We start from the raw sequence: 6,165 nt of genomic DNA, 5'->3' as shown, positions 1-6,165 counted from the left end.
GTTGAGGCCGTGCCCACGGAAAGCGAAGTAATTAGTCGGAGCATTGCCAATATACATCTAACATTTCAAAATAACTACTTGGCTTAACGCAGTCATTGCACTAATTTTATACTTTCTTAACTTAGAACAAAAACGCAAGCGCTCCTATTTATCCATAGGCACAAATTTTATAATTTCCTAGACTAAGAAAAAAACGCTCCGATTTATAGAAGCGTACACATGTAAAACAATCTATATTCTTTTATACTAACTAAAGATAAAGGGAAGCTTCCATCCGTAGGGGTTGTGTTTATCCCACGGATGGTTAGTACCACAAGGGTATGACCTAAAGGCCATTGAACCAATCGGACATTTACTGGCAGTCATCCCACACTTAACCTTATAACGATACATAAAACTAGTTGTCAACACTTTCTTGACTCCCTTAAGCTCCTAGGAAATACTAAGCTTTTACTTCACCATTAATTCATCAAAGAAGTGATGGAGCGTTGGAACGATTGCTTTCTGCCTAACCATTCGCCGATATGTTTCTTCATCTACCCATTTAGCATCTATTACTTCTTCCGGTTGAAAAGTTAACTGTTCAATAGATACATTGCTATGAAACAGCCAATTGTCCAAATGATCTACCTGTCTAACTTCTCTACGAAGTAATTTTGCTGCTTTATCGTCTAATTGTAAGCCTAGTTCCTCAGCTACCTCTCGATATGCCCCCTGTAAGCTGTTTTCCCCTGCAATCACAGAACCACCTGTGCACTCCCAATAACCCCCATATGGCTTGTTAGGGTGTCGCTTTGATAATAAAAGCCCCCCACTATCATTTTGAATCCATACATGAACAACTAGATGATAACGATCCTTTGGCATCGGCACTCCCCGTATATGCTTTTCATCCAACTTATTTCTATTCCTATCATACAGATCCCACACTTCCATCCTCTAGTCCCCCTCATATGTTAATTACAGTTTAATAGTGGCTTTTCTTTGTTGAAAGTCTACATCTTGATAATATGTATTTTTCACAAGAATATTTGGACCAAGACATTTAACAGCAGGACAATGACAATTTAACGATTTTGCTGTGTCTGAAGCCATCCAACGATCGTAAGCTTCAAGTAACGAAGTGGTTTGTATATTCCCTAGTTTTGGCTCATCTCCAAAATCAGTCACAATCACATCACCCGAAAAAATATTTACATTCAAACGAGAACGACCATCAGGATCATTTCGCACCGATACATTCTTTTCCTTAAATAAACGCTTCTGTAAATTCAAATCCGCTTGGGACGTGCTACATGGATAAAAAGGCAAGGTACCAAATAACATCCATGTATCAGGATCACGGTGGTCTAATAACCGTTCGATACCCTTCCGCATTTCTTCTAAGGATAACGTTTCTAAATTACTTGCAAAGTCTACGGGATACATCGGGTGTATCTCATGTCGTGCACAACCCATTTCAAGCACATGGTCATGAATTTTTTCTAAGTAAGGATATGTCCGACCATTTAGCATCGTTTCTGCAGATACCATGACACCTGCTTGTGATAATTTCTGAGCATTTTCAACCATTCGTTCGAAATATTTCTTACGATTTTCCTCTGATGGCTTTCTCTCCATTCTTGCAAATCCAGTCTCCGCAAATTCTTCAGCAGTACCCCAGTTATGTGAAATATGTAAGACATCTAAATAAGGAATGATTTCTTCATAGCGACTAAAAGGCAAGGTCAGATTCGAATTAATTTGTGTTTTCACACCACGATAATGAGCATATTTAAGCAATGGAACTACATAATCACGAACAGATTTTTTCGACATCATCGGCTCTCCACCAGTAATACTTAGTGTACGAAGGTGAGGAATTTCATCTAGTCGCTGTTCAATCAATTCCATTGGTAGTGCATCCGGGTCCTTCCCTTGTAGTGTATAGCCTACTGCACAGTGGGCACAGCGCATATTACAAAGCGTTGTTGTTGTAAATTCAATGTTAGACAATGTTATTCCCCCATGCTGTTCCACGTCCATATATGCTTCCCATGGGTCATATGCTGGAGACATTGTTTTACTCGCTTCTGTTAGTTTCACAAGAAAAATCCTCTCTTTTTCAAAGACTCTTTTAATATTTTACCATGTAACTGTCTATCCCGTCTTTGTGGAAATTAAAGAATGATATTTAGATAAGTGGGCAAACTAAAAAATAGCAGAATTATGGAAATTCTAGTTTAGTTATATTTTAGAAAGGTGGAAAAGAAAACGGATGGAGCAAAAAAATACAAATAAAGCCAATAATATCGAAAATGAAGATACCTTAACAACGAGGCAGGGGCATCCTGTTACTAACAATCAAAACATACGAACAGTCGGAAATCGTGGACCAGCAACACTGGAAAACTATGATTTCATCGAAAAAATAAGTCACTTTGACCGTGAAAAAGTTCCCGAACGGATAGTTCATGCTCGTGGTGCTGGGGCACATGGCTATTTTGAGACATACGGCATGGCTGGTGATGAGCCTATATCCAAATATACAAGAGCCATGGTTTTTCAGGATAAAGGGAAGCAAACTCCTGTCTTTGTCAGATTTTCAACGGTTGTTCATGGTACACATTCTCCAGAAACAGTACGTGATCCACGTGGCTTTGCTGTAAAATTTTACACGGAGGACGGGAATTGGGACTTAGTCGGAAATAATATTAAGATCTTTTTCATTCGTGACGCAATGAAATTTCCAGATATGATTCATGCCTTTCGACCAGATCCTGTAACAAATATTCAAGATAGTGAACGCTTCTTCGACTTTTGTGCGAATTCCCCTGAAAGCTTCCATATGATAACCTTTATTTACTCACCTTGGGGCATTCCGGCAAATTACCGAATGATGCAAGGCTCTGGGGTAAACACATATAAATGGGTTAACAAAGAGGGCGAAGCGGTATTAGTCAAGTACCATTGGGAACCAAAACAGGGAATTAAAAACTTAACACAGCAAGAAGCAAATGAGATTCAATCTACCAATTTCAATCACGCTACACAAGACTTATACGATGCTATTGAAAAAGGAGATTATCCTGAGTGGGAACTATTCGTCCAGATTATGACCGATGATGAACACCCCGAGCTAGATTTCGATCCACTTGATGATACAAAACTATGGCCGGAGGACAAGTTTCCATGGTTACCAGTTGGAAAAATGGTATTGAATAAAAATCCAGAAAACTACTTTACAGAAGTTGAACAAGCTGCCTTCGGTACCGGAGTTCTTGTCGATGGACTTGATTTCTCAGATGATAAAATGCTGCAAGGTAGAACGTTCTCCTATTCTGATACACAGCGCTATCGTGTAGGGGCAAACTATTTACAGGTTCCTATTAATGCAGCAAAAAAGCGTGTTGCTACAAACCAAGAGGGTGGACAATTACGTCAGCAAAATGACAAAGCACCTGGTCAAAATCCACATGTTAATTACGAGCCTTCGGTACTAGGTGGATTAAAGGAAGCTGAACAAACGGGAAAAGAATACACCCCTGAGATAAAAGGAAAGCTTGTTCGTGAATCCATCGACAGAAATGACAATACAAAGCAAGCAGGCGAGACATTCCGTAGCTTCAAAGACTGGGAAAAGGATGATTTAATTTCTAATTTAGTGAATGATCTTTCTATGTGTGATCAACGTATTCAAGATAAAATGGTCGCATTGGCTGAGGATGCAGATGAAGAATATGGCCTCCGTTTACGTGAAGGTCTGGAAAAGGCCAAAACCATGATGAATGATGGAACAAGTAAAAATCCGTTAGGTAATAAAGATGCAGAAAAAGCACCAGATCAAGCAATCGAAAAAGGACATGAAGCAGATCCATATTAATTGCTAGAGGGCATAACTAAACGAAGTGCTTTTCATAAGTTAATGCCGAGAGTAAATATCAAATAAGCCTGTTATTTTTTATCGCAATCAAAAGTATGGAACGCTTTCCACAAACCAAATTAACACGGTTAACCACGCTTAGTAACGTGGACCTTCGGGCTCTTGCTGTTTTTGCAGGGGTCCCCCTATTTTTCTCTACCCTCCCCTTTACTTTTACTCTTCTGGTACAGCTAATAGTCGCAGACGATACGCATTCATAGCCGTCTCCCCGAGATGATCAAGTAAATTATAATTGGCATAAGCACCGATAATAGCACCAAAGCCAGGTACGAGTTGTAATAATTTGACCAAGTCTATATAATCACGATACTCCTGTTGAAATGCTCGCCAATCCATATCCAGTAAATGTTGCTTTTCATGTTCCCAATTTTCAATAACATACATCGTTTTCTTTCTTTCTTTTTCATTGGAGAAAGCTAATTGGAATATGTGTAAAAGAAATAATCGTTCTTCATAAGCCTTTGTATCGAAGCCATATATGGTTGCAGCCTCAAATAAGAATTTCATTTTTATAGACAGTAGTAAAGGAAAATCCGCAAAACCAAGAAAAATACCACCAGCACCAGTACCTGCACCTTCTACTGTTGCTGTTTTGCGATAGGTGGATAACTTTTCTTTTACAAGCTGATCTTGCTGATATAAATTCATTTCTTGCATTTCTGGTTTTTTCGTAGTTACATGTGAGCCTACTAATGTAGCCTTAACCATATTTTTAATACTTTCAGTAATTATCCGATGCGCCTTTTCAGGTATCCAGTTATTTATTTTCATCTGTGCTTTCTTAGAAAACTGATTAAATAAGTTAGGTTTAGCATACATTTTCCTTCGCCAAGCTTCTAGCTCCTGAGAAACTATATCTTCATAGTTAATCAAAATAAATCCCTCCACAACGTTTAAAAATCTTAGTGATATATTGCATATTTCCATAATTAATAATTTATTGTATACTGTTTAGTATACTAAAAATAATTGTAGAGGGGGAGCAGATAATGCCAATACCTTCAGATCATTCCAGGCCAGTAAGGCAATCCGCAAAGGAAAGTGCTTTTAATCAGATTCAACAGTGGATTATTGATGGTACATTACAACCTGGAGAAAAACTTAATGATTCTGAACTTGCTAAAGCATTAGGCGTGAGTAGGACTCCGGTTAGAGAGTCTCTACAACTTTTAGAAGTACAGGGATTTGTAAAGATGTTTCCTGGAAAAGCAACGCAAGTAACAGAAGTGGAAAAAGAATCTATGAATGATTTACTTCCACCATTAGCTGTACTACAGGCCTTGTCAGCTGAATTAGCTATTGATAATTTAACGGATGATATAACAGCTGTATTGGAAGAAATTAATGACCGATTTACGAAAGCTATTCGCTCAGAGAATTATTATGCTGCTTTAAAAATTGACGAAGAATTTCATCAAGTTATCGTTGATGCTGCAAATAATCCCTATATCCACAACATTATTGCTAACTTACAAGCCCATGTAAGACGCTTATTCTTCCATAACTCCATCATTTTAACTGAACAATCCATAGAAGAACATAGCCAGATTATTAACCTTATGAAAGAAGGAAATAATGAGGCTCTTGCTCCAATTATGAAAGAAAATTGGTTACGTACGATACAAGAATTTCAAGCACTAAAATAATGTGAAACTTCAATCCGTGGGCATTTTATTATCTCCCACGGATTGTTAGTACCACGAGGGTATGATATAAAGACCTTTAAACCAATTGGACATTTACTGGCAGTTGATCCCCCACTTCCCAATATTGGTTTCACTTTATTGCTTGAAGTGAGGGGATTACTGCCGGTTATATGAGGAATAAATTATTGAAAAGGGGCTGGGACTAAACACAACTTCTTTACTCAAAATACGAATAATCACGTTTATTAATAGGAGTATCACCCCCGCATCATGAACATACACTGGCTTTCCGCGAGCACGGACTAAGCTCACTTGGTAAAGGAAAACACGTTACCAAGTGGATTCGGGCTCGTGCTGTGGATAAGGAGGACTTTGGCAGCGATACATAGCACGCAGATAAAGCGCTCTTCTTTTTCAAGGAGTCTCACATATTTCAGATGCTATATTAATTATCCTAATCAAAAAACGAAGGGGCTGGGACAAAACCCAGTAAAATAAAAAGTGGTACTCGCCAATAATTTGGTAAGTACCACTTTTTTTGAGATTTATGTACGCAAAAGGGATACCTTCTGGTAAAGTTAAAGTAATCACACCCAA

The 6,165-nt window shown here is 38.3% G+C and carries 6 protein-coding genes; 2 read left to right on the top strand and 4 right to left on the bottom strand.

The window, feature by feature from the left end; all coding sequences use genetic code 11:
- Positions 1-450 precede the first annotated feature (450 nt).
- Positions 451-936 (bottom strand): NUDIX hydrolase, encoded by a 486-nt coding sequence (locus RVS70_RS21215; protein ID WP_026680319.1) that lies wholly within the window; start codon positions 934-936, stop codon positions 451-453.
- A gap of 24 nt (positions 937-960) precedes the next feature.
- Positions 961-2,058: a radical SAM/CxCxxxxC motif protein YfkAB gene (gene yfkAB, locus RVS70_RS21210; protein ID WP_121605840.1), complete on the bottom strand. Its 1,098-nt coding sequence runs from the start codon at positions 2,056-2,058 to the stop codon at positions 961-963.
- Between the two features lie 199 nt (positions 2,059-2,257).
- Here yfkAB and RVS70_RS21205 point away from each other — a divergent pair, with 199 nt between their 5' ends.
- Complete coding sequence (locus RVS70_RS21205) at positions 2,258-3,862, top strand: catalase (protein ID WP_026680321.1); 1,605 nt, start codon at positions 2,258-2,260, stop codon at positions 3,860-3,862.
- Positions 3,863-4,075: 213 nt separating this feature from the next.
- On the opposite strand, the gene RVS70_RS21200 is transcribed toward RVS70_RS21205, so the two are convergent.
- Positions 4,076-4,795, bottom strand: coding sequence for an EcsC family protein (locus RVS70_RS21200; protein WP_026680322.1), 720 nt, complete (start codon positions 4,793-4,795; stop codon positions 4,076-4,078).
- A 116-nt stretch (positions 4,796-4,911) separates the two neighbouring features.
- Here RVS70_RS21200 and RVS70_RS21195 point away from each other — a divergent pair, with 116 nt between their 5' ends.
- A complete protein-coding gene (locus tag RVS70_RS21195) occupies positions 4,912-5,568 on the top strand; it encodes a GntR family transcriptional regulator (protein ID WP_026680323.1) in 657 nt (218 codons plus the stop codon).
- A gap of 414 nt (positions 5,569-5,982) precedes the next feature.
- Here the strand turns inward: RVS70_RS21195 and RVS70_RS21190 are convergent.
- On the bottom strand, positions 5,983-6,165 hold a 183-nt coding region (locus tag RVS70_RS21190), incomplete at its 5' end, for a hypothetical protein (RefSeq protein ID WP_321134723.1).

The organism is Virgibacillus sp. M23, from assembly GCF_034190895.1.
GTDB classification, from domain to species: Bacteria; Bacillota; Bacilli; order Bacillales; family Amphibacillaceae; genus Virgibacillus; species Virgibacillus salarius.
The sequence above is the reverse complement of the archived record's forward strand: the minus strand, read 5'-3'. Positions and strand labels throughout refer to the sequence as shown.

Coding starts and splice junctions, on each gene's coding strand:
- RVS70_RS21215 (WP_026680319.1), bottom strand. CDS start 936: ATGGAAGTGTGGGATCTGTATGATAGGAATAGAAATAAGTTGGATGAA.
- yfkAB (WP_121605840.1), bottom strand. CDS start 2,058: ATGTCTCCAGCATATGACCCATGGGAAGCATATATGGACGTGGAACAG.
- RVS70_RS21205 (WP_026680321.1), top strand. CDS start 2,258: ATGGAGCAAAAAAATACAAATAAAGCCAATAATATCGAAAATGAAGAT.
- RVS70_RS21195 (WP_026680323.1), top strand. CDS start 4,912: ATGCCAATACCTTCAGATCATTCCAGGCCAGTAAGGCAATCCGCAAAG.